Source organism: Streptomyces sp. SD15 (assembly GCF_054462255.1).
The window spans coordinates 139,854-160,621 of record NZ_JBTLMO010000017.1; the positions used below are offsets into that span (position 1 = coordinate 139,854).

Below are 20,768 nucleotides of genomic sequence, written 5' to 3' on the forward strand. Positions count from 1 at the left end.
CTTGCAGTAGAGCTGTTCGAGCTTGGCGGGCTTGTCGAGTCTAATGTTCCGCCTGTGCGATCAAGTCCCGGCCCCAGCGATCCATGCCACACGTTCGGCGCAACAAGAAACACACCAGGACATGACTGTGCCCGGTACCGCCATTGGTACCGGGCACAGGTTCAAGAAAGGACGCCGCAGGCGCCCTTTTCAGGGGCGCGGGGAACTGCGCGACCAGCCACAACGGACCGCCGGTCAGAAAACCACCGCACCTCTACGGCGCTACGCGCGCCCCGCGGCCTTCTGGCTCTTGCGGGACACCGAGTCGATGACCACCGCACCGAGAAGAACCGCACCAGTGATCATGTACTGGATGGACGTGTTCATGTTGAGCAGGTCCAGGCCGGTCTGGATGGACTGGATGACCAGCATGCCCAGCAGGGCGGACCACACGGTGCCCCGGCCACCGAAGAGGCTGGTGCCACCGATGACCGCGGCCGCGATGGCCAGCATCAGGGTGTTGCCGCCACCGGCGTTCAGGGTCGCGCTCGCCGTCTGCCCGGCGAAGAACATGCCGCCGACCGCCGCGAACCCGCCCGAGATGGCGAACACGGTGATGCGGATCATAGGCACGTTGATACCGGCCCTGCGAGCCGCCTCGATGCCACCACCGACCGCGAAGACCTTGCGGCCGTACGGGGTGCGCCGCAGCACGAAGTCGACGATCACCAGCGCCGCGAGGAAGATCACCAGCGCGTTGGACACACCGGCGGCGTTGTTCAGCACGGCCGCGGCGGCGAAGGACGCCACGGCGAGCGCGCCGACCCGCAGCACGATCTCGCTGGTGGGCCGGAAGGGCACTCCGGCGGCACGGCGGCGACGCTGCTCGCCGAACGAGCCGACGAGCATCGAGAGGACGCCGAGGCCGGCCAGCACGTAGGCGCCGATGATGGCCTGGTCCATGAAGAAGGAGCTCTGGCCCAGGATGTGCACCGGGCCCTCTTCGGACGGGATGTTGATGGTGCCGCTCGAGCCGAGCAGCCACAGCATCAGGCCGTTCCAGCCGAGGAAGCCCGCCAGTGTCACGACGAAGGCCGGTACACCGATCCTGGCGAAGAACCAGCCGTGCAGGGCGCCGATACCGACGCCGGTCACGATGGTCAGGAGCAGAGCCAGCCAGGCGTTCATGCCGTGGGTGACCACGAACACGGCGAAGAGCGTCGACGCGAAGCCGCTGACCGATCCGACGGAGAGGTCGATCTCTCCGAGCAGCAGCACGAACACCAGGCCGATGGCGAGCATGCCGGTGGCCGACAGGTAGTAGCTGATGTTGGACAGGTTGTCGGCGCTGAGGAACCGGTCGTTCTGGAGCTGGAAGATCGTCCAGATGACGATCAGGCCGATGAAGACCGGCAGTGAGCCCAGCTCACCGCCCTTCACCTTGCGCTTGAACTCGGTGACGTAGCCCTTCAGGCCCTCGTCGCGGACCAGCAGTCGCGGGTCGACGACGGACACCGGCGCGGCCGTGGGGTCGTCGGCGGGAGCCACGGTGTTCTGGTGCTCCACCTCGGGGTCCGGCTTCACGGTCTTGGACGTGTCACTCACTTTGCCGCCTCCGTGCTGCGACGCCCCGCACGACGGGTCACCGCGTTGTCGGTGGCTCCCGTGATCGCGGCGATGATCTCTTCGTGGCTGGTGTCCTTCACCGGGAAGGAGCCGTTGTTCTTGCCCAGGCGCAGGACGGCGACGGTGTCCGCGACCGCCTTCACGTCGGCCATGTTGTGGCTGATGAGGATGACGCCGAGGTTCCGCTCGCGCAGCCGCTCGACCAGGTCGAGGACCTGCGCGGTCTGCTCGACACCCAGGGCGGCGGTGGGCTCGTCGAGGATGACGACCTTCGGGTCACCGATCAGGGCGCGCGCGATCGCGACGACCTGGCGCTGGCCACCGGAGAGGCTTGCGATCGGGATGCGCACGCTCGGGATGCGGATGGAGAGCGTGCTCAGCAGTTCCCGAGAGTTCTTCTCCATCGACACCTCGTCGATGACGCCGCGGCGCAGCAACTCACGCCCGAGGTAAAGGTTGCCGACCACGTCCAGGTTGTCGCACAGGGCGAGGTCCTGGTAGACCGTCGCGACGCCGAGTGCCTGAGCGTCGTTCGGCTTGTTGATGCTGACCGGGTTGCCCTCCCACTCGATGACGCCCTCATCGATGGGATGCACACCCGCGATCGTTTTGACCAGGGTCGACTTACCTGCGCCGTTGTCGCCCACCAGGGCGACCACTTCTCCGGCGTGAACCTCCAACTCGACATCGGTGAGTGCTTGGACCGCACCGAATCGCTTGGAGACTCCGCGCAACGCCAACACGGGCGTAGCGGACACGTGAACCATCTCCTTCGCCGCCTGACCGGCGGGGATGCCGCGCTTGGGGACAGGCGCGGAGGGATGTGCTAAGTGCACAGATGTACAAGAGAACATGGGGGAATCCGCTGCACTTGGCAACGGTTCCGTCCGACGCCCGCCCCGGCAGCGGGGTATGAAGGCCGGGGCGGGCGTCGGAGGGGCTTGGCGGGACCGCCGGGCGGTCGTCGCTCGCGTGCTGCTACTCGATGCCGGCGTCCTTGCAGGCCTTGGCGTAGTCGCCGGCGCAGATCTCCGCGACGGTGTAGAGCTTGTCCTTGACCACCGTGTCCATGATGTTGTCCTTGGTGACCGACACCGGGGTCAGCAGCTGCGAGGGGACCTTGTCGCCGGAGCCGCTGGTCTGCGTCTGGTTGGCCAGGGACTTGATGTCCTTGCCCTCGAGCAGGTTGACCGCGAGCTGGGCGGCGGCGTCCGCCTCCGGCTGGAAGGCCTTGTAGACGGTGCTGGACTGGGTGCCGGCGACGATGCGCTGGATGCCCGCCAGTTCGGCGTCCTGACCGGTCAGCGGGATACCGCTGATACCGGCGCCCTTGAGGGTGGTGGCGATGCCACCGGCCATGCCGTCGTTGGCGGCGTAGACGCCCGCGATCTTCTTGGCGCCGAGCTGGGTGATGGCCGCCGACATCTTCTGCGAGGCGACGGTGTCCTTCCAGAGGCCGGACTGCTCGTAGGCGATGTCGACCTTGCCGTCGAGGGCGTTGTGCGCGCCCTCCTTGAACTGCCCGGCGTTCGGGTCGGAGTCGTCACCGTTGATCATGACGACCTTGGACTTCGTGGTGGCCTTGGAGCCGAGGGAGTCGAGCAGCGCCTCACCCTGGAGCTCGCCGACCTTGACGTTGTCGAAGGAGATGTACGCGGAGACCGGGCCCTGGGCGAGACGGTCGTACGCGACGACCTTGATGCCCTTGTCGACGGCGGTCTGGATGGAGGACTTGATGGCGGCAGAGTCCTGGGCGCTGACCACGATCACCTTGACACCCTTGGTGATCATGCTGCTGACCTGCTGGGCCTGCTTGGCCGCGTCGCCCGCCGCGTTCGCGTACTCGACCTTGCAGTCGGCACACAGCTCCTCGACCTTGGCCTCGAAGAACGGCTTGTCGAACTTCTCGTAGCGCGCGGTCACGCTGTCGGGGAGCAGCAGGCCGATGGTCTTGCTGTCGGAGCTGCTGCCGGAGTCGCTGCCGGAGTCGCTGTTGTCATCGCCGGCCTTGCCGCAGGCAGCCATGGAAAGGGCCATGGAAACCGCTGCGGTACCGATCACGACTCTACGCATCATTGCGTTCATTGAGGGGTGCCTCCCTGACAGGGCCGCAACGCTGCGGCCGAGGTGGATTGGAGTCAACTCGGCCACGCGTGCGACGTCAAGAAGTAAATACTTAACGAGATGGCAACGGCGCCTTGCGTTCTCTAAGTGAAGACAGGGGTGGCCCCGGACAGCGAGCCGTCCAAGAGGGTCGAATCGCCCATCTCGCTCAGCGCGAGAGCAAGCGCACCGAGCACCTCCGCGCGACCCCCAAGTGCCCCTGGCAGCACGGAGAGTTGGCGTGCCGCACTGGGGATCGCATACCTGCTCACCGACTCTCTGATGGGCCCCAGAACGAGCTCTCCGGCCTCGGCCAGATCACCACCGAGAACCACCCGGCTCGGGTTCAACAGATTGCAAAGATTCGCCACCCCGCTCCCGATGTGACGGCCGACATCGGCGATCACCCGACGGCAGCCCGGATCCCCGTCCCGTGCCAGTCTGACGACACCCTCCATGGTCAGATCGCTGCCGTGACTGGACTGGAGCAGCGGCAGCACATAGCGCGCCGCCGCGAAGGTCTCCAGACAGCCCCGGTTGCCGCAGCGGCAGACGGGGCCGGATTCATCCAGGGTGATGTGGCCGATCTCCCCCGCCGTGCCGCCGGGGCCGCGATAGATCTTGCCGCTGATCACCAGCCCGGCACCGACACCGCTCGCGACCTTGATGTACGCCAGGTCCTTGACCCCGCGCCCACTCCCCCAGACCAACTCGCCGAGCGCGCCCAGATTCGCATCATTGTCCACGTGTACGGGCACTCCGAGGCGCCCCCGCAGCTCCTCGGCGGGTTTCGCACCGGTCCAGCCCGGCAGGATCGCGGTGGACCCGAGGGTGCCCGACTCGACGTCGATCGGACCCGGCACGCCGAGCCCCACGCCCGCGATCTTGGAACGGTCCACTCCGGTCGCCGCGATCAGGCGGCTGACCAGCTCTTCCGCCCGGTCGAAGCCCTGTGCGGCGGAGGCGTCCACATCCAGCGGTTCCGCCTCCTCGGCCAGCACCTGGTGGGCGAGGTTTCCGACCGCGACGCGCAAATGCGTATGCCCGAAGTCGACTCCGATGACGATCCCGGCGTCACCGCTCAGGGACACGCTGCGGGCTCTTCGGCCGCCCGCCGAAGTGGGTGTGACCTCGACCGTTCCGCGGTCCTTGAGTTCCCGAACGATATTGGAGACGGTCGCGGCGGACAGGCCCGTCGTCCTCGCGATCTCCGCCTGCGTGAGCGAACCGGCAAGGCGCACCGCACGCACGACGCGCTCCAGATTGGCTCTGTGCAGCGACGACTGCGACCCCGGAGTCTCCACGACGACCTCCCGCGCGAGGCCGCCACGGCGAGGCCCCGCCTATGTCCAACTAGTGAACTCTAAGCTGAGCCGTTTGGGTTACCTCCCGTCAAGAGGTTGAGCTGCATCCGCGTGGATGAGCACTCGTGCAGGGGACCCGCGTCAGGCGTGAACCGGGGTCGTGGCCTGCCGGAGCCCGCTGCCACCGGTGCCCCGCAAGGGCAGTGGCCCGTTTTCGGGCCCAGGACCGCAGAAGCCACCCTGTGGTCCACGTCACACCGGATCACTCACAAGTTGTTACCAGGGGTCCGGGTCAGTTGTTACCAAGGGTCCGGGTCGTTACTTCAGCGCGCCCGCGGTCAACCCCTGCACGACCTGCCGCTGGAAGATGATGTACGCGGCCAGCACCGGGAGCATCGCCATCACCAGGCCGGCGAACAGGCCCGACCAGTCGCCCTTGTATCCCTGGCTGGTCGCCAGCTCCACGAGGCCCTGGGAGAGCACCTTCTTGTCCGGGTCGGTGTTCAGCACCGTCGGGAGCATGTACTGGTTCCACTGGCCCAGGAAGTTGAAGATGCCGACGCTGATCAGACCCGGCTTGGCCATCGGCAGCATGATCTGGAAGAACGTCCTGGTGTGCGAGGCCCCGTCGACGAACGCCGCCTCGGCTATCGAGGTCGGCAGTGTCCTGAAGAACGAGGTCAGGAAGAAGACCGTGAAGGGCAGCGAGTAGGCGATGTAGACGAGGATCAGGCCCGGGAGCGTGTTCAGCAGGCGCATGTTGTTCAGCACATAGAACAGGGGCACCAGGGCCAGCATGACCGGGAAGCTCAGCCCTCCGACGAAGAGGAAGTAGATGAAGCGGTTGCCCGGGAAGTCGAAGCGGGCGAGTACGTAGGCCGCCATCGAGCCGAGAACGAGCGTGCCGGCCAGCGAGAAGCCGACCACGATGAGCGTGTTGCCGAAGTAGTCGCTCATGTGCGCCTGCGACCAGGCACGCGACCAGTTGTCGAAGTGCAGCTTGTCCGGCAGCGACCAGGGCGAGCTGAAGATGGAGTCGTCGTCCTTGAAGGACGTCATCACCGCCCACAGGAGCGGCAGGACGACCATGATCGCCCAGATGATGAGAATGCCGTGCGAGAAGGCGTTGAGGACACCGCCCTCACTGCTCTTCGCCTTCTCCGGCGCGGCCTTCGTCTTCATCACCCGGGGGCGGTCCTCGACCGGGTCGGCGGACGGAGGGGGGGTGTCGGTCGTCTTCACCGCTGTTCACCTCGCAAGGGAGCGCCGGGCGCCGGGTCCGACGTGCGTTTCGGCCGGGGGTGCGGGGGTTGGCCCCCGGGAAGACACAGCATCAGAACTCCAGCCGCTCGCGCCGGCCCAGTCGCATCACGACCGCCGCGAACAGCAGCGTGACGACGAGGAGCGCGACACCGATCGTTGTCGCGTAGGCGGCGTTCGCGTCACGGAACGCCGATTGGTACACGTACAGCGGAAGGACCGTGGTCGAGTAGTCGGGACCGCCGGGGCCCACGGTCATGATCTGCACGGCGGCGAACGCCTCGGCGCCGAGGGCCAGGATTCCCATATAGACCCATCCCGACTGCACAGTGTCCCAGAGCAGCGGAAGGGTGATTTTGAAGAAGGTGGTGAATCGGCTGGCTCCGTCGAGGAGCGCGGCCTCGTAGAAATCATTCGGAATCGATGCCATTCCCGCCGAGAACAGCACGACGAAGAACCCGACCGTGCTCCACAGGAGCACCGTCATGACGCACCAGAGGGCCAGATTCGGGTCCCCCAGCCAGTCCGGCTGAATGCTTCCGAGGCCGACGGCCTTCAACGTCCCGTTGAACACACCGTCGTTCGGGTTGTACGCGAACTGGAAAAGCAGGGCGACGATCGCGATCGACAGCACCTGCGGGAAGAAATAGGCGATCTTGTAGAAACCCGAGCCCCGCACCCCGGTGATGGCGGCGCCCTTTCCGCGCCGCCCACCGACATTGAGCATGAAGGCGAAGAACAGTGCGAGGCCCAGCGTCACCAGCGGCAGCAACACCGCGAACAGCAGGCTGTGCTGCAACGACTTCCAGAAGATGTCGTCCTTCAGCATTCTGGTGTAGTTGGCGAATCCGACCATCTTGAAGTCGGGGCTCAGACCGGTCCAGTCCGTGAACGAGTAGTAGATCGCCTGGATGAAGGGCCAGATCACGAAGATCGCGTACAACGCCAGGGGGGCCACCAAGAACCCCACGATGAACCGGTACTTGCCGTGTTGCATGGTTACCGACCCCGATCGATTCGCGGATGCCGCCGCCGCTGATGACGCATGGGCACGCGCCGCTACTGGTGCTTGTAGTGCTTGATGGACTGGTCCTTGGCCGCCGCGTCCGCGTAGCCCTGGATCTTCTTGATGGCCTCGGCCGGGGTCAGTCGCCCTGCCATCATCTCGCCGAGTCCGGAGACACCGATCTGCTCCTTCTGGAGCTTCACGTACCAGTCCTGCATCCGCGGGTTGACCACGTTGTCGCCCGCCTTCTCCAGCGCCGCGACACCGGACTTGAGGCCCGGGGTCAGGGTGATGCCGTCGGTGCCACCGTTGAAGGCGCTCAGCGACTTCACCTGGCTGGTGAAGTTCTTGGACGAGGCCTCGCTGAGCATGATGCGCAGCTGCTCCATGCCGCCCGTGGGGTTGGCCGCCTTGGCCGGGACGATGAAGGGCTCGCCGCCGGAGGCCCAGATGGTGCCGAACGGCATCTTGTCGGAACTGTCGAGGCTGGACGGACCGCTGACGGCCAGGTTGAAGTCCTTCGGGATCACGTTCGCGGACTCGTTCTCCACCCAGGACCCGTTCGGGATGAAGAGCGCCTTGCCCTTGGCCCAGGCGGTCTGCGACTGGATGTGGTCGATGCCCGGGGTGCCCTGGAGGATGTAGCCCTTCTTGTAGAGCTCGTAGTAGGCCTCGAACGCGGCCTTGACGGCCGGGTCCTTCCAGGCGTTGGGCTCCAGGTTGTCGATCTTGTCGAGTACCTCCCGGCCGCCGATCTTGGCGATGAAGGGGGAGAGCGAGAACGGCAGGTAGTACGGGTACTTGCCCGCGTACGTCCAGCCGGCGATGCCCTGCTTCTTCGCCTTCGCGCACAGCGCCAGCATCGCGTCCCAGTCCTCGGGGTACGTCGCGTCGAGCTTGTCGAGGGCGGTCTGCGAGTACCACACGCCGTAGACCGTGTACGCGTAGTACATGATCCACACCGGGTCGCCGTCGAACTGGCCCATCTCGACGATGCCGGGGCGCAGCGTGTCGCGGACCTTCTTCGCCGGGTCGTCGACCGACGGGGCGTCGAGGAGCGGGGTCAGGTCGGCGAGCTGCTTCTTGCCGACGAGGACGCCCATGTCCATCTGCTGGGCACCGGAGTTGTCGATCAGGTCGGGCGGCGTGCCGCCGTTGAACTTGGGCTGAAGCTCGGACTGGATCTTCTGGGTCTTATGGAAATCGATCTTGACCTTGGGGTACGCCTTCTTGTACTCGGCGTTGGCGTCGGTCGCGTACTTCGTACCGAAACCGCCGTCGAAGATGACGACCGCGAGCGGGGCGGTCTCGTTGACGCCCAGCGGATTCTTGGTCGTCTTCTTGCCGGCCTCGGCCTTGTCCTCCGAGCCACTGTCACTGCTCGCACAGGCGGACAGGAAGCTCATCGTCGGCACGGAGATCAGACCTAGTGCCGCCGACCGCTTGATCAGATCACGGCGGCCGACACCCTCGGGGTTGCTGTTCTCGGCGGAAGTGGATCCCATGCTCAAGTCCTCGCCTTCTCCAGGACTCAGGCGGTGAACCGGATCCTCCCCGGCACCGCGGTTAGGTCAAGCTGGGGTCGTGCATGAGGGATTCAGCGGGACGACGCGGCGATCACGGCCGATGACACTGGCCGCCGCCGCCCGATTCCCCCCGATACATACCTGTCCGCAACCGTCGCTCGGCCGGGCAGATGCCGACAGGTATAGTCCACTTCCCGTCGGCTGAGCAAGATCGAATGCTGGTTTGCCCGCGGGTCTTTTCCGAGTTGAGACCTCGCGGAAATGTGGGGCGTCCGCACGTTCCCCCGAAGAAGATCAACGGGGCGTCACCTCCCGCGTGGGGAGTAATGCGCAGCTGGTCGCCCGACATTCGCTCCGGACGCCACATCCAACAGCCTTGACATCACTGACAACTTGACTCCCTACTGGTCCTTGCGCAGCAAAGTTGACAACGTTGTCCGAGCGTCGGCGAGTGAGCCGAAGGGGCGCGCCGGAGGCGACAGCCCGAACGCGCGGAGGCCCGAAGGGCTGAGCACGATCGGGCTCTCGACACCGGCACAGGCGCCCCGGAGGTGAACCGAGCCGCAAAAAAAGGGAGGGTGCTTGCGTATGCAGCAGGGAGCTCGGTACAGACGGGGTTTTCCGGCAGCAATCGGAGTGGCCGTTTTCGCCTTGGTGGCCGCCTCGCAGGGCACGGCCGTTGCCCTACCGTCCCAAGTGGCCACCGCCGAACGGCAGTTCTCCTCCTCGTTCGAATCGGGTGATGCGTCACCGGACTGGTTGAACACCGTGGATACGGGACCGGACGGTACGCGGCGGGCCTCCGGCGTCGACGGCGGCTACAGCACCGGCATCCCCGGCAATGTGACCGACCACGTCACCGACGTCCGGGCCGGCGCCGAGAACACGGGCGGCGGGGAGGTCAAGGAGAACCTCGTGGACGGCGAGCCGAGCACCAAGTGGCTGACCTTCGAGCCGACCGGCTGGGCGGAGTTCGACCTGGACGCCCCGGTCAAGGCGGTCACGTACGCGCTGACGTCGGCCAACGACCACGCCGAGCGCGACCCTCAGGACTGGACCCTGCAGGGCTCCAATGACGCCAAGGACTGGCAGACCCTCGACACGCGCACCGGCGAAACCTTCGGTGAGCGGTTCCAGACGAAGTCGTACGACATCGCCGGCCCCGTCGCATACCAGCACTTCCGGCTCGACATCACGAAGAACAAGGGTGCGGACCTCCTCCAGCTCGCCGAGGTCCAGTTATCGACGGGCGGCAGCGACGACCCGGCGCCCAAGGACATGCTCTCGCTCGTGGACCGCGGCCCGAGCGGCTCCCCCACCGCGAAGGCGGGCGCGGGCTTCACGGGCAAGCGGGCCCTGCGCTACGCCGGAACGCACAAGACGGACGGCCGGGCCTACTCGTACAACAAGGTCTTCGACGTGAACGTGGCCGTCGGGCGGGACACCGAGCTGTCGTACCGGATCTTCCCATCGATGGCGGACGGCGACCGGGACTACGACGCCACGAACGTGTCCGTGGACCTGGCCTTCACCGATGGCACCTATCTGAGTGATCTGAAGGCGACGGACCAGCACGGGTTCGCGCTGACGCCGCAAGGGCAGGGCGCGGCCGAGGTGCTGTACGTCAACCAGTGGAACAACGTCGCCTCGCGGATCGGTTCGGTCGCGGCGGGGAGGACGGTGGACCGGATCCTGGTCGCGTACGACTCCCCGAAGGGCCCGGCGAAGTTCCGCGGCTGGCTGGACGATGTCGCGCTGCGCGTGAAGCAGCCCGAGAAGCCCAAGGCGCATCTGTCCGACTACGCGTCGACGACCCGCGGCACCAACTCCAGCAGTGGCTTCTCGCGCGGCAACAACTTCCCGGCGACGGCCGTGCCGCACGGCTTCAACTTCTGGACGCCGGTGACCAATGCGGGTTCGCTGAGCTGGCTCTACGACTACGCACGTGCGAACAACGCGGACAACCTCCCCACCATCCAGGCGTTCAGCGCGAGCCATGAGCCGAGCCCCTGGATGGGCGACCGGCAGACCTTCCAGGTGATGCCGTCGGCCGTCTCCGGGACCCCGGACACCGGCCGCACGGCACGGGCGCTGGCCTTCCGGCACGAGAACGAGACCGCACGGCCGTACTACTACGGGGTGACCTTCGAGAACGGGCTGAAGGCGGAGCTGGCGCCGACGGACCACGCGGCGGCCCTGCGCTTCACCTATCCCGGTGACGACGCGAGCGTGCTCTTCGACAACGTGACCGAGCAGGCGGGGCTGACCCTCGACAAGGCGACCGGGACCTTCACCGGCTACTCCGACGTGAAGTCGGGTCTGTCGACGGGAGCGACCCGGCTGTTCGTGTACGGGGCGTTCGATGCACCGGTGACGGACAGCTCGTCCAGCGGGGTCAAGGGCCATCTGCGCTTCGACGCGGGCGAGGACCGTACGGTCACGCTGCGCCTGGCGACCTCGCTCATCAGCATCGACCAGGCCAAGGACAACCTGCGCCAGGAGATCCCCGAGGGCACGTCCTTCGGAACGGTCAAGGCCCGTGCCCAGCAGCAGTGGGACAGGATCCTGCGCAAGGTCGAGGTCGAGGGCGCGACGCCGGACCAGCTGACCACGTTGTACTCCAGCTTGTACCGGCTGTACCTGTACCCCAACTCGGGCTTCGAGAAGGTCGGTTCGACGTACCAGTACGCGTCGCCGTTCTCGCCGATGCCGGGCCCGGACACCCCGACACACACCGGGGCGAAGATCGTGGACGGCAAGGTGTACGTCAACAACGGCTTCTGGGACACCTATCGGACGACCTGGCCGGCGTACTCGCTCCTGACACCCACTCAGGCGGGCGAGATGGTCGACGGGTTCGTGCAGCAGTACAAGGACGGCGGCTGGACCTCCCGCTGGTCCTCGCCCGGGTACGCGGACCTGATGACGGGCACGTCGTCGGACGTGGCGTTCGCGGACGCGTACGTGAAGGGTGTCGACTTCGACGCTCGGGCGGCATACGACGCGGCACTGAAGAACGCGACGGTCGTCCCGCCGGCGTCCGGCGTGGGCCGCAAGGGCATGGCGACCTCCCCCTTCCTCGGCTACACGAGCACCGACACGCACGAGGGCCTGTCGTGGGCGCTGGAGGGCTACCTCAACGACTACGGCATCGCAAAGATGGGCCAGGCGCTCTACAAGAAGACCGGCGAGAAGCATTACAAGGAGGAGGCCGCGTACTTCCTGAACCGGGCGCAGGACTACGTCAATCTCTTCGACTCGAAGGCCGGATTCTTCCAGGGTCGGGACGCGACGGGCGACTGGCGGGTCGATTCGTCGACGTACGACCCGCGCGTGTGGGGGTACGACTACACCGAGACAAATGGGTGGGGGTACGCCTTCACCGCGCCGCAGGACTCGCGTGGTCTCGCCAACCTGTACGGCGGCCGGAGCGGGCTGGCGGAGAAGCTCGACACGTACTTCGCCACGCCCGAGACGGCTTCGCCGGACTTCGTGGGCTCGTACGGCGGCGTCATCCATGAGATGACCGAGGCCCGTGACGTACGGATGGGCATGTACGGGCATTCCAACCAGGTGGCCCACCATGTGAATTACATGTACGACGCGGCGGGTCAGCCTTGGAAGGCCCAGAAGAATGTGCGCGAGGTGCTGTCCCGTCTGTACACCGGCAGCGAGATCGGGCAGGGCTATCACGGCGACGAGGACAACGGCGAGCAGTCGGCCTGGTACCTCTTCTCCTCGCTCGGCTTCTACCCGCTGGTGATGGGCAGCGGCGAATACGCCATCGGCTCCCCCCTGTTCACCAAAGCGACGGTCCATCTCGAGAACGGCAAGGACCTGGTCGTCAGGGCGCCGAAGAACAGCGCGAAAAACGTGTACGTGCAGGGCCTGAAGGTCAATGGCAGGGCGTGGACGTCGACTTCGCTCCCGCACTCGCTCCTTGCCAAGGGCGGAGTCCTGGAGTTCGACATGGGCCCGAAGCCGTCCTCATGGGGCACCGCGAAGAACGCGGCGCCCGTGTCGATCACCCAGGACGACAAGGTGCCCGCGCCGCGTGCGGACGCTCTCAGGAGTGAGGGCGCGCTCTTCGACAACACGTCGGCGACGGACGCGAGCGTCACGTCGGTGGAGCTGCCGACGACCACTATGACCAAGGGCGTTCAGTACACCCTGACGTCGTCGTCGGATCACACCAGGGCTCCGACCGGCTGGGTCCTCCAGGGCTCGTCGGACGGCGGCACGTGGACCGACCTGGATCAGCGCTCCGGCGAGTCCTTCACCTGGGACAAGCAGACCCGAGCGTTCTCGGTTGCCCATCCGGGCTCGTACGCGCACTACCGCCTGGTCCTCGACGGCGAGGCGACACTCGCGGAGGTGGAACTACTGGCCTGAGGTGCGGCACACGTCCGCACCAAGTGAACTTGCTTGACATCGTTGTCCGTTGAGGCGGTAGAGTCATGCGCAAGGCCCATCGGACAACGTTGTCGCGCGCTCTGCTCTCTTGACAAGCCACGCACCATCCCGGACCGGCACTCCCCCCTCCCGCCCGTCCGGGCTCGCGGACCGGGTGAGTCCCGTACCACCCACCCGGTCCGCCCCGAGCCTGTCAACCGACCCGGCAGGGAAGCGTGGTTGACGGATCACCGCCGGAGCCCTGGACGACGTATCCGAACGTCGTGCTCTCGCCTGGGTCCAACTCCCCGTTCCAGTCGGCGTTGTGCACCATCACCGCCTGGCCGTTGTACGTCGCGTTGCCGCTCCACAGGCTGGCGACCGACTGGCCGCTCGGCAGTGACCAGTCGACCATCCAGCCGAGCATGGGCACGTCGCCGGTGTTGGTGACGGTCACCTCGGACTGGTAGCCGCCGCTCCAGCTGTTGGTCGTACGACGACTCGCGGAGCAGGCGCCGGGCGGGGGCTCGGTGGGGTTGCCCGGGTCGTGAATGCCCGTCACTTCGCCGTTGCCGCCGTCGAAGACGACGTCCGAGCAGGAGTAGAAGGTCTCCGCGCTGTCCGAGCGCTGCCAGACCACATAGACGAGGTGGCGGCCCGACTTGTTCGCGGGAAGCGTGCCCGTCCAGGAGTAGTTGGCCTCGACCGTGCCCGGGCTGCCGTTGAGCGGCGGGTGGTCGACCGTGAGGAACGGCTGCTCCTCCATGTCGTTCCAGGTGAGCGTCTTCGTCGGGTCGAAGCCGTCCTTGGTGATGTAGACGTAGAACCAACCCGGATGAGCGGCCCACGCGTTGTACGAGAAGTCGACGGTCGCACCCGAGGTGAGGTGGGTGAGCGGCCAGTCGCTGCGGGGCTGGTTGAAGCCGGTGAAGTTGGTGTTGCCGCCGCTGCACAGCTCGCCGTCGGGGACGAAGCCACGAGTGCGGCCCGCGCCGTCCGAGCGGAGTACCGAGAACCAGTTGTAGAACGGCGTGGTGCCGCTCACCTGCTGGGCCGCCTTGCAGGCCGGGTTCACGGGTTTGATCTCCCCGGTGTCGGTCAGCCCGTCCTGCCAGCACAGGAAGGTGCGGCTGGCGGGCTTCATGGGTGTGCCGTGGGCTGCCGCCTTCTCGCCGGACGTGACGACCAGGCCGAGGGCCGGGAGGGCGGTGAGAAGGGCGAGCAGGACGAGGAGGAAGGCTCTGCGGCGTGAGGGTCGCAGGAGGCGCACGGGTAGCGATAATCGGGATGTTGTCACGTGCATGACAGTCTCGGGCATGGCGGATAGGCCCTTCACTCGGTGTCGGGAGAGACCTGGGTGAGGTGGGAGTCACTCCGGGCGGGTTCCGGTCCGCCATGATGGGAGCGCTCCCACCTCATTCGGAAATTAGCGCGCACCGGAACCGCTGTAAACGCCCGGCACAGGACTGCCGTAAACGCCCGGCACGGGACTGCCGTAAACGCCTGGCGCAGGAGCGCTGTAACGACCGGCGCGGCACCGCGTCCCAACGCGGCCGAACGCACGAGGGCCGCACCCCCACACGGCGGATGCGGCCCTCGCTATGACTGAGAAACCACCGGTTGCTGATCTTCTTATGACTGAGAAACCAGCTGAGTTGTCATGTCACTGGTGGTGAGGTGACGTCAGATAGTGCTGCCGAAGGAGCTCCCTCCCGTAGTCGTTGCCGTTGGGCGTGCGGATGATGGAGTGGACGTGCTTCTGGGTCGCGCCGCTGCCCTGTGTGGCGCCGTACGCGCCCGCGAGCGGGCCCGGAGCCTGACAGTCGACCTCGACCCAGACGACCGGGCTGTGCACCCGGACATAGAAGGCGGAGTCGTCGGCGACGCCTCCCGCCCAGGTCACGTAGGTGTCCTCGAGGTGCCCCCGGACCTCGGCCATCCGCACCTTCGCGACATCGGCCTTGCCGCGGCCGACGAAGGCCTCGACGATGCCGAGAAGTTTCTTCTTCTGGGTGGCGTTCAGGACGTTGCCGCGGATGCCGGTGTACGTCTGCACCGCGTTGTCGGAGAACGCGCCCGCCTTCATCGACTCGTTCGACTTCGTCGAGGACTCGATGGCGACCTTCCGCTGCGCCTCGGTGAGGGAGTTGATGAAAGCGAGGCCGGCCACGACCTCCTCGTGGCAGACCGTCACGGTCTCGCCGTCGATCTCCATCGAGGTCGGCTCGGAGCCCCAGAAGCAGGGGCTCATGACGACCTGGTCGCCGAGCACGAAGTAGTTGATGACCAGGTGGTGGCCGTCGAACTGGAAGCCCCAGGGCTCGGTGGCCGACGGGGTGCCCATCAGCGTCCAGTAGTAGGCGTCCTCGTTGAAGGAGGTGGTGTTGTCGATCGCCTCGCCGGCCGCCTGGTTGATCTTGCGGATCTTCTCGGTGGTCTCCAGGCCGTCCGCGCTGAGCGCCGACTTCAACAGGGCTGCACCGAGGGCTTTCTGAGTAGCCGTCATGTCCGCGAGGGTGACGCCCTGGCGGGCGTAAGAGTCGACGTTGCTCCACATCCGCCACTCGGTGGAGTGGACGGTGAACTGCGTCGCCGCCTTCTGGGTGTCGGTGAGTCCGGCGAGGAAGGCGTTCGCGGCGGCGATCACGGGACCGGTGGCGACCTTGGTGGAGTGGATCGCGTAGAGGTCGTCGATCCGCTTGCCGTCGGTCGTCAGGCCGAAGAAGTCCTCGGTGATGGTCATGTTGCCGGGGCCGCCCGTGCCGCCGCCCGGGCCGCCGCCGGGTGCGCCGCTCGGCGTGGCGCTCGGCGTGGCGGAGGCGTCGGCGGTGGTGGTCGTGTCGTCGGCGAGTGCGGACCAGGCTCCGGCGCCGCCCATCGTCGCGACAGCAGTGGCGCCGCCGGCGAAGAAGACCTTCCGCATGAAGTTGCGTCGGCTCGCGTGGGCACGACGGCCCGTCTCCGACTGCGGCTCCGTCGCCGCGCTCTCCCCGGTGTCGAGCTCCGTCATCGTCGCTGGGTCCCTTCGTCGTGGGCGCGTCCGTTGCGGACGGCCGGGCACGCACGACTCTGGGGCGACAACCTGAGGCGAACCTGAAGCGTGGGGGTGGGCGGCGAGGATGCGGGCAGCGTGCACGCGGGCGGCGCGGGACCGCTGCCTGCCGGCAGGTGCGACGCCGGGCCGGGAGTGCGCACGGAAAGACTGGCCTGAGGACAACGGACCACTCCCCACCGCACGTCGGCACGGGCGGCTGTTCCCTCACCCGCGCGTGGCGCTCACCTTGATCTGGTGCTGGTGAAGGTATGTCGCCACCGAAGAGAGTGTCAACAATTTGGTTGACCTTCATGGCGTGGGCACAGGTAGCGGTTGCCTTGCCGCCCGGGTGCGCTCCGACCGGAAACATCTGGCAGATCGGAGTGAGGAGCGATACGCTCCCCGCGATGACGACTCACTCTGTTGACAGAATGGGGGACCCGTCCGCGCAAGGTGAGTGCTGATGCTCACTCAGATCGCGAACGAGGATTCCCGCCTTTCCTTCTGGCTGCGCGTGCGAGAGTTCGCCGTGCCGCCGTCCATGATCGAGACTGCGACCGCCCGCCGGTGTACCGGGGACTGGGCGGGGGCGTGTGCCGCCGCAGGCTTCGATGTCGATCTCAATCTGCGATCCGTGGCGCGCGCACACGGCCAGGAAATCGCGGCCCAAGTCCGGTCCGATCTCCGCCGGTTGGCTCCTGACCTGCTGCGCTGGCACATGCCGAGGATCGCTCCGCACGGGCTCCTGCGCCCAGGGCTGACCATCACGCTGGCTCGCTACGACCCCGCCGGACCTGACGGCGCGCGCCCGGTGCACCTCGTGGCCCGGACCGCGCCGGCCTGGGCGGATGCCGGTCAGCGGATCAGCCTCGCGCTGTGGGACGGATCCCCACCCGACGCGGGCACCGATGCCCGCCGTCATCCGCACGCCCGTCCCAACCGGCGGTTCCGCCTCGATCTGCACCGCCATCTGTGGGACGCCGGCAGGGCCGATGAGCTGCGGATCCGGTCCGGCGCCGATCGGCCGCCCGGCCACGGCGGTCCGGTGGTGAACCCGGATGTCCTGGGGATCGTGCCGCCGGATCGCCGCTGTGCCGTCGACCGGTGGGCGGCCGAGGCGGGGATCCTGCTCCACGCCGAGGGGCGGCCCACCGGTCCCGTCACCGTGCGGGTCGGGGCCCGACATCGGCTGCTCCTGGACCTGGACGTGGGTGTGGACGGGGACGGTGTAGGGCCTCCAGGACTATGGATCGCGGGGGCGGCCAGGGACGGTGGTGCCTCCGCGCTGCCGGTCCTGCCCGACGCGGCGACCTGGGTGCCACCCGACCTGGAACTGATCCGCACCGGTTCGATCGAGGTCGATCGGCTGCACCCGCTGGTCGCGTCGGCTCTCGTACCGGGGCGTGCGCCGACCGGTCCGTACCGGACTCCGGACCGGTCGGGACAACCACGCCTCGTGGAGTGCCGGGGAGCTCGGCACCGGATCGGTCTGGTCAACGGCGTACTGGCCCCGCTGGATCACGACCCGGCCGAGATCCGCCGGGAGGAACTCCTGGCCGAACTGACCGGTACCCCGCTTCCCTGCCTCCAGGCGATCGACCAGGCACACCGGCATCCCGGCTGCCTCGACGGCGTCCGGGAACGCCTGCACCACGGCGACATCGCCGGAGCGCTGGCCGTCGTCGAAGGCCTGCTGGGCCCCGACGCGGTTCTGCGCGACGGCGCTCTACGGGACGAACTGGAAGCGGCCGCACGGCGGCGGATCACCTACGGACTGTTCAGGGCGGGGCTGGCCGGACCGGGCCCCGGCCGCGTCCGCTTCCACATGGATGGTCGCCCTCCCCATGACGGCGGCCGTGGCCGTGACCGCCGCTCGCACCCGCGCCACGCCACCTCCCACTGACCCGGGGCCCGGGGACCTCTGTCCCCCGCACCCCCTACTTCTCGTCTTCTCGCCACGAGCCCAAAGGTGATCAAACATGCCCTCATACACCCCCTTCGCGACCACCGACATCCCCGCCGACCCCGCCCCCGCCTCCCAGCTCGACATCGCCGGCGAGTTGCTGGCCCTGCTGCGCGACACCACCACCGAACCGCGCCCCGACACCCAACTGGAGGCCCTGACACTGGCCGTGGCCGCCGACCTGCCCGTACTGCTGTGGGGTGAACCGGGAATCGGCAAGACCGCCGCCCTGACCCAGCTCGCCGCCGCCCTGGACCTCCCGCTGACCACCGTCATCGCCAGCGTGCACGAGCCGTCCGACTTCTCGGGGCTGCCCGTCGTAGGCGACGATCCCGCCGAACAGGGCGTCCCGATGGCTCCGCCGGACTGGGCGGTGCGACTGGTACGGGCCGGCCGAGGTCTGCTGTTCCTGGACGAGCTGTCCACCGCGCCACCGGCCGTTCAGGCCGCCCTGCTCCGCCTGGTGCTGGAGCGGCGGATCGGCGCCCTGCAACTGCCGCCCGGGGTCCGGATCGTGGCCGCCGCCAATCCGCGGGCCTCGGCGGCCGACGGCTGGGAGCTGAGCCCGCCCCTGGCCAACCGGTTCGTCCATCTCCAGTGGACCCACGACCACGAGGTCGTCGTACGCGGCCTCGGCGGGACGTGGCCCCGGGCCACACTGCCCCGGCTCGACCCGGTGAAGCTGTCGGAGGCCGTGGACTTCGCCCGCCGTGCGGTGTGCGGGCTTCTCTCCGCGCGCCCTGGGCTCGTGCACCGGCTGCCCAGCAACGAAACGCGGCGCGGTGGCCCCTGGCCGTCCCCTCGAAGCTGGGACATGACCCTGAGTCTGATCGCCTTCGCGACCGCGGCCGGCTCCGCACGGGACGTACTCTCCATGCTGGTCAGGGGCACCGTGGGGGACGGTCCGGGGCTGGAGCTGCTGGCCAGTCTGGACCGGATGGACCTTCCGGACCCCGAGACGCTGCTCGCCGACCCCGCGGGTGCCGCCCTGCCCGAACGGGGGGATCTGCGCCAGGCCGTGCTCGACGGTGTGGTGGCGGCGGTCCGCAGCCGCCCGGAGAAGTCCCGCTGGGACGCCGCGTGGGCGCTCCTCGTCCGGGCGCTGGACACCGGAGCCCCGGACCTCGTGGTCGTCCCCGCGACCACACTCGCCTCGTTGCGCCAGGAGGACTGGGACGTTCCGGCGTCGATCGAACGGCTCGCCGGAGCGGTGTCCCTGTCCCGGCGAGCGGACCGCGCGGCGACCCGGGCCGCCGCGCTCGCCACGAAGGCCGGCCGATGACCCCGTACGCACCGAGGACGCTGGACCTCGACAAGCTCTTCGCCGCCCGGCTGCACGCCGCCCGGGCCCGGCCCTACCTGGCGACCGCGCTGTTCGCTCTGCACACCGTGGAGTCGCGGCACGTACCGACGATGGCCGTCGACCGGCACTGGCGGTGTTACGCCTCACCGGCGTTCGTGGACCGTACGCCCGTGGAGGAACTGGCCGCGGTATGGGTGCATGAGGTGTCGCACCTGCTGCGCGACCATCACGGGCGCAGTGACCGGGTCGCACGGGAGCGCGGGCTGACCGGCCCCGGGGAACGGCTGCGGATGAACATCGCCGCGGACTGCGAGATCAACGACGACGCGTTCGGTGACGGGCTGGTCCGGCCCGAAGACGCTGTCACGCCGGCGTTCTTGAAACTGCCCGAGGGGCAGCTCATGGAGGACTACCTGCGCCAGTTCCGGCTCGGGCCGCGTACGCAGAACCTCGCCTGGCTGGACTGCGGCAGCGGCGCCGACGGGCTGGAAAGGGACTGGGAGCTGGGACCGGACGGCGCGCACGGCCTCAGCGCGCAGGAACGGGACGCGGTCCGGTTCCGGGTGGCGCAGGGCATCAAGGCCCGTCCGGGGAACACCCCGCAGGGGTGGCAGCGGTGGGCCGAGGAGGCGTTCCAACCGCCCCAGCCGTGGCGGGAGTTGCTGGGCGCGGCGGTCCGCTCGGCGAGCTCCGGCGCCGGCTCGGGCGAGGACTACACCTACGGCCGGCCGTCGCGGCGCTCGGCCGGGATTCCCGGTGTCGTTCTGCCGAGCCTGAGGCGCAAGCCGCCCCGGGTCTCCGTCATCATCGACACCTCCGGGTCGGTCAGTGACGCCGAACTGGGCAGCGCACTGCGCGAGGTTGCCGCGATCTCCCGGGCCGTGGGCGGCCGTCGCGACCTGGTCGCCGTACTGCCGTGCGACGCGGCGGCCCAGGTCGTGCACCCGCTGTGCCGTGCCGAGGGGATACCGCTGTTGGGCGGCGGGGGGACGGATCTGCGCACAGGCTTCGCCAAGGCGCTCCGGGCGCGGCCCCGGCCGGACGTCGTCGTGGTCCTGACCGACGGGCAGACGCCCTGGCCGAGCGCACAGCCGTCGTGCCGGACGGTGGTGGGTCTGTTCCCCCGGCAGCACGGAGACGGGTCGTGGGACGAGGACAATCCCGAATACGTCCCGGACTCGCCGCCCGAGTGGGCACGGGTGGTGGTCATCGGGTCGGGTCCCGCCGCTCGGTGAGCCCCTCAGGAAAGGGCGCGGACGAAGCGCTTCGAAT

13 protein-coding genes are annotated in these 20,768 nt (G+C 67.9%); 4 read left to right on the forward strand and 9 right to left on the reverse strand.

Going from position 1 to position 20,768, the window contains the following annotated elements; translation table 11 throughout:
* Positions 1-261 precede the first annotated feature (261 nt).
* The 7 genes from ACX28W_RS19100 to ngcE all read right to left on the reverse strand — a co-directional run bounded on the left by ACX28W_RS19100 (position 262) and on the right by ngcE (position 8,783).
* Entirely contained in the window at positions 262-1,584 is a 1,323-nt protein-coding gene (locus tag ACX28W_RS19100) for a sugar ABC transporter permease (protein WP_459000185.1), read from the reverse strand.
* The gene (locus ACX28W_RS19105; RefSeq protein ID WP_459000186.1) at positions 1,581-2,372 is read right to left on the reverse strand and encodes an ATP-binding cassette domain-containing protein; all 792 of its coding nucleotides are present in this window, start codon (positions 2,370-2,372) and stop codon (positions 1,581-1,583) included. Before ACX28W_RS19105 ends, ACX28W_RS19100 begins: the two co-directional genes overlap by 4 nt.
* 211 nt (positions 2,373-2,583) lie before the next feature.
* The gene (locus ACX28W_RS19110; RefSeq protein WP_459000221.1) at positions 2,584-3,678 is read right to left on the reverse strand and encodes a sugar ABC transporter substrate-binding protein; all 1,095 of its coding nucleotides are present in this window, start codon (positions 3,676-3,678) and stop codon (positions 2,584-2,586) included.
* A 134-nt stretch (positions 3,679-3,812) separates the two neighbouring features.
* Positions 3,813-5,012: an ROK family transcriptional regulator gene (locus tag ACX28W_RS19115; RefSeq protein WP_459000187.1), complete on the reverse strand. Its 1,200-nt coding sequence runs from the start codon at positions 5,010-5,012 to the stop codon at positions 3,813-3,815.
* Positions 5,013-5,330: 318 nt separating this feature from the next.
* Positions 5,331-6,194, reverse strand: coding sequence for a carbohydrate ABC transporter permease (locus ACX28W_RS19120; protein WP_459000222.1), 864 nt, complete (start codon positions 6,192-6,194; stop codon positions 5,331-5,333).
* A gap of 151 nt (positions 6,195-6,345) precedes the next feature.
* Positions 6,346-7,269 (reverse strand): carbohydrate ABC transporter permease, encoded by a 924-nt coding sequence (locus tag ACX28W_RS19125; RefSeq protein WP_459000188.1) that lies wholly within the window; start codon positions 7,267-7,269, stop codon positions 6,346-6,348.
* A 62-nt stretch (positions 7,270-7,331) separates the two neighbouring features.
* Positions 7,332-8,783 carry an N-acetylglucosamine/diacetylchitobiose ABC transporter substrate-binding protein gene (gene ngcE, locus ACX28W_RS19130; RefSeq protein ID WP_459000189.1) on the reverse strand — a complete coding sequence of 484 codons (1,452 nt, stop codon included), beginning with the start codon at positions 8,781-8,783 and terminating at the stop codon, positions 7,332-7,334.
* A gap of 609 nt (positions 8,784-9,392) precedes the next feature.
* Here ngcE and ACX28W_RS19135 point away from each other — a divergent pair.
* Entirely contained in the window at positions 9,393-13,196 is a 3,804-nt protein-coding gene (locus ACX28W_RS19135; protein WP_459000190.1) for a GH92 family glycosyl hydrolase, read from the forward strand.
* Between the two features lie 214 nt (positions 13,197-13,410).
* On the opposite strand, the gene ACX28W_RS19140 is transcribed toward ACX28W_RS19135, so the two are convergent.
* Both ACX28W_RS19140 and ACX28W_RS19145 read right to left on the reverse strand, forming a co-directional pair.
* Positions 13,411-14,499 (reverse strand): lytic polysaccharide monooxygenase auxiliary activity family 9 protein, encoded by a 1,089-nt coding sequence (locus tag ACX28W_RS19140; RefSeq protein WP_459000223.1) that lies wholly within the window; start codon positions 14,497-14,499, stop codon positions 13,411-13,413.
* A gap of 360 nt (positions 14,500-14,859) precedes the next feature.
* Positions 14,860-16,206 carry a DUF3500 domain-containing protein gene (locus tag ACX28W_RS19145; protein ID WP_459000191.1) on the reverse strand — a complete coding sequence of 449 codons (1,347 nt, stop codon included), beginning with the start codon at positions 16,204-16,206 and terminating at the stop codon, positions 14,860-14,862.
* A 487-nt stretch (positions 16,207-16,693) separates the two neighbouring features.
* On the opposite strand from ACX28W_RS19145, the gene ACX28W_RS19150 reads away from it, so the two are divergent.
* The 3 genes from ACX28W_RS19150 (at position 16,694) to ACX28W_RS19160 (ending at position 20,731) form a co-directional block, all read left to right on the forward strand.
* Entirely contained in the window at positions 16,694-18,133 is a 1,440-nt protein-coding gene (locus tag ACX28W_RS19150) for a hypothetical protein (protein ID WP_459000192.1), read from the forward strand.
* A gap of 76 nt (positions 18,134-18,209) precedes the next feature.
* Positions 18,210-19,475, forward strand: coding sequence for an AAA family ATPase (locus ACX28W_RS19155; protein ID WP_459000193.1), 1,266 nt, complete (start codon positions 18,210-18,212; stop codon positions 19,473-19,475).
* A complete protein-coding gene (locus tag ACX28W_RS19160; protein ID WP_459000194.1) occupies positions 19,472-20,731 on the forward strand; it encodes a vWA domain-containing protein in 1,260 nt (419 codons plus the stop codon). The genes ACX28W_RS19155 and ACX28W_RS19160 overlap by 4 nt, the downstream gene beginning before the upstream one ends.
* The last annotated feature ends 37 nt before the right edge of the window (positions 20,732-20,768 follow it).

Bases quoted from the DNA above. Each gene is read 5' to 3' on its own strand.
- ACX28W_RS19105 (WP_459000186.1), bottom strand. From the start codon at position 2,372: ATGGTTCACGTGTCCGCTACGCCCGTGTTGGCGTTGCGCGGAGTCTCC.
- ACX28W_RS19110 (WP_459000221.1), bottom strand. From the start codon at position 3,678: ATGCGTAGAGTCGTGATCGGTACCGCAGCGGTTTCCATGGCCCTTTCC.
- ACX28W_RS19120 (WP_459000222.1), bottom strand. From the start codon at position 6,194: ATGAAGACGAAGGCCGCGCCGGAGAAGGCGAAGAGCAGTGAGGGCGGT.
- ACX28W_RS19125 (WP_459000188.1), bottom strand. From the start codon at position 7,269: ATGCAACACGGCAAGTACCGGTTCATCGTGGGGTTCTTGGTGGCCCCC.
- ngcE (WP_459000189.1), bottom strand. From the start codon at position 8,783: ATGGGATCCACTTCCGCCGAGAACAGCAACCCCGAGGGTGTCGGCCGC.
- ACX28W_RS19135 (WP_459000190.1), top strand. From the start codon at position 9,393: ATGCAGCAGGGAGCTCGGTACAGACGGGGTTTTCCGGCAGCAATCGGA.
- ACX28W_RS19140 (WP_459000223.1), bottom strand. From the start codon at position 14,499: ATGCACGTGACAACATCCCGATTATCGCTACCCGTGCGCCTCCTGCGA.
- ACX28W_RS19145 (WP_459000191.1), bottom strand. From the start codon at position 16,206: ATGACGGAGCTCGACACCGGGGAGAGCGCGGCGACGGAGCCGCAGTCG.
- ACX28W_RS19150 (WP_459000192.1), top strand. From the start codon at position 16,694: ATGCTCACTCAGATCGCGAACGAGGATTCCCGCCTTTCCTTCTGGCTG.
- ACX28W_RS19155 (WP_459000193.1), top strand. From the start codon at position 18,210: ATGCCCTCATACACCCCCTTCGCGACCACCGACATCCCCGCCGACCCC.
- ACX28W_RS19160 (WP_459000194.1), top strand. From the start codon at position 19,472: ATGACCCCGTACGCACCGAGGACGCTGGACCTCGACAAGCTCTTCGCC.